The sequence below is a fragment of the uncultured Dialister sp. genome (assembly GCF_900541605.1).
GTDB lineage: Bacteria > Bacillota > Negativicutes > Veillonellales > Dialisteraceae > Dialister.
The window spans coordinates 1-2,639 of sequence record NZ_UQKJ01000193.1 but is presented as its reverse complement, the minus strand read 5'-3'; the positions used below and the strand labels follow the sequence as shown (position 1 = coordinate 2,639).

The 2,639-nt window shown below is 57.2% G+C and carries 2 protein-coding genes; both read left to right on the top strand.

Translation table 11 applies throughout. From position 1 onward, the window contains the following. Positions 1–137 precede the first annotated feature (137 nt). On the top strand, positions 138–1,517 hold the full coding sequence (locus QZR21_RS08950) for a Na+/H+ antiporter NhaC family protein (protein ID WP_296100419.1): 1,380 nt from the start codon (positions 138–140) through the stop codon (positions 1,515–1,517). A 317-nt stretch (positions 1,518–1,834) separates the two neighbouring features. After that, positions 1,835–2,410 carry a nitroreductase family protein gene (locus tag QZR21_RS08945; protein ID WP_296100421.1) on the top strand — a complete coding sequence of 192 codons (576 nt, stop codon included), beginning with the start codon at positions 1,835–1,837 and terminating at the stop codon, positions 2,408–2,410. Positions 2,411–2,639 lie beyond the last annotated feature (229 nt).

The following is a 2,639-nucleotide window of genomic DNA, read 5'->3' as shown; positions in this document are numbered from 1 at the left end:
GGGCCTCACTTTCGGATGTGTCCACTACTCGGGGTCCATTTTAACCACCATTCCTAACTCCTCATTCCTCATTCCTAATTTTTTCGCGCTGCACCACCACTCCTCACTCCTAACTCCTGATTTTCACGAGGTTTTCTATGAACTACAAATCCCCTAACCGGGCAAATCCCTTTGCCCTCCTTCCTTTTATCATATTCATCGCCATATACCTGGGCGCCGGCATTTACTTCCAGCTTCAGGGGACGGCCATGGCCTTTTACCAGTTTCCGTCGGTTACCGCCATGTTCATCGCCGTGATTTCCGCCTTCTGCCTCAGCCGGGACCCCATTATGTACAAGTTCGGCATTTTCGCCAAAGGCGCCGGTAACGACAACATCATGACCATGCTCATGATCTACATCCTGGCCGGTGCCTTTTCCGCCGTAGCCGCTGCCATGGGCGGCCGGGACGCCACGGTGAACCTGGGCATCAGCCTCATTCCGCCCCAATTCCTCACGGCCGGGGTCTTCCTCATTTCCGCCTTCATGGGCACCGCCACCGGCACCTCCATGGGTACCGTGGCCGCCATCATCCCCATTGCTGCAGGCATTGCAGAAAAGAGTGGCATCCCCGCCCCCCTGCTCCTGGCGGCCTGCGTAGGCGGCGCCATGTTCGGCGATAACCTGTCCATGATTTCCGATACCACCATTGCCGCCACAAGGACCCAGGGCTGCGAACTGAAGGACAAATTCCGGGTGAACTTCCTCATCGCCCTTCCCGCCGCCCTCTGCACGGTGGCCCTGCTCATGGTCCTGGGAAATCCGGGTACCGCCGTCCCCGCCGCCGGAGATTACACGTTTCTCAAGGTCCTGCCCTACATGGCAGTGCTCCTCCTGGCCCTGGCGGGTCTCAATGTATTCCTCGTGCTGGTGACAGGCATTTTCCTGGCCGGCATCATCGGCCTCCTGGGGGGCAGCCTCACCGTCATTACCTTCGCCCAGCAGATCTGGACCGGCTTCACCAGCATGAATGAAGCCTTCTTCCTCGCCCTCTTCTGCGGCGGCATTTCTGAAATGATTTCCTACTACGGCGGCATTGCCTGGCTCATCGAAAAACTGCAGAAGAGCATCCGGAATACGAAGTCCGCCCAGGTGGGCATCGCCGTCCTCGTGTCCCTCGTAGACTGCGCCACCGCCAACAACACCGTAGCCATCATCGTATCCGGAGACGTGGCGAAGAAAATCAGCACGAAGTACCGGGTGGACCCGAGAAAATCGGCGTCCCTCCTGGATATCTTCTCCTGCGTCTTCCAGGGGATTCTCCCCTACGGCGCCCAGCTCCTCACCGCCGCGGCCCTGGCTTCCCAGAGCGGCCTCACTATTAATACCCTGGACATCGTGCCCCACATGTGGTACTGCTTCTTCCTGGCCGCCTTCGGCCTCCTCTCCGTCTTCATCCCCTACTCCGACCGGGTCATCCGGAAGCACCCGTGGAAATGGGAGGATGATGAAAATGAGGAATCAGGAATGAGAAATTAGGAATGGTGGTGCGGCGCATAAATCAGCAAGCGCCGCAAAATATATATTTTGCGGCGCTTGCCGCGGACTTGCCTGACTTCTGATGTTTGACCGTCTGGTGTTTCTTACGGCGCAGCCCACACCTTATGCCCCCGACGCAAAGTGCCTGCAACCCCACGGGGAAAGCGACTCACTGCATTCTCAGTCGCCTGCGGCTCCCTACGAATGCAGTTCGCTGCGCACCGGCGAACAGGCGAAGCAACGTTCACCCACCACCCTTATGAACCATCCATCTGATCAGTTACTGAAATTCCACTTTTTTCAAGGAGGATTGCACTATGGATTTCAAAGAACTTTCTGTCAAATGCCGTACTTACCGCCGTTTCAGCCAGGACCCCATCGATCCTGCCATTCTGGATGAACTCATGGAAAATGTGCGCATCGTATCCAGCGCCATGAACGGCCAGGTCCTCCGGTACGTGGTGGTAAAAGACCCGGCCCTGGTGAAGGCCCTGCAGCCCGCCATCCACTGGGCCGCCGCCCTGCCGAAAGAGCTGGGTACCCCGAAGGAAGGGGAACAGCCGGTGGCCTTTATCCTGGTCTGCAAAGAAGCCCATGCCAACCCCTGGTCCGATATCGACGCGGGCATTGCGGTCCGGAATATCGCCCTCAACGCCTGCTCCTACGGCATCGGTTCCGCCATCCTGGGAGCCGTGGAATGGAATAAAGTCACCTCCCTCCTGGAGGTACCGGAAAACTGGAAGCCCCGGCTCCTCATGGCCCTGGGCTATCCCTCCTGCGAAAGCCATATCGTGGAAGTCCCGGCCAACGGCAGCATCAAGTACTACCTGGACGAGAACAAAAACTACTGCGTCCCCAAGCGGGCACTGAAGGACATCTGTATTGTGAAATAGGGATAACAAAAAAGGGACTCGGAAAATGAAATCATTTTCCGGGTCCCTTTTCTGTTATCCCGAATCGAGGCCGAGATCGAGGGGGGCCGCCTGCGGCGCTTGTATGGCTAAGTCTGCGTGCGACCAAGCGGGGGCTTCTAGCTGCTAGCGGCTAGATGTCGGAGCTCATCAAAATTGACCAAATCCAGCTCATGAAATATAGCCATTACATTATTGACCCATGCCTCCT

What these genes read in the sequence shown, in the direction of transcription:
- QZR21_RS08950 (WP_296100419.1), top strand. Translation starts at nt 138, where the DNA reads ATGAACTACAAATCCCCTAACCGGGCAAATCCCTTTGCCCTCCTTCCT.
- QZR21_RS08945 (WP_296100421.1), top strand. Translation starts at nt 1,835, where the DNA reads ATGGATTTCAAAGAACTTTCTGTCAAATGCCGTACTTACCGCCGTTTC.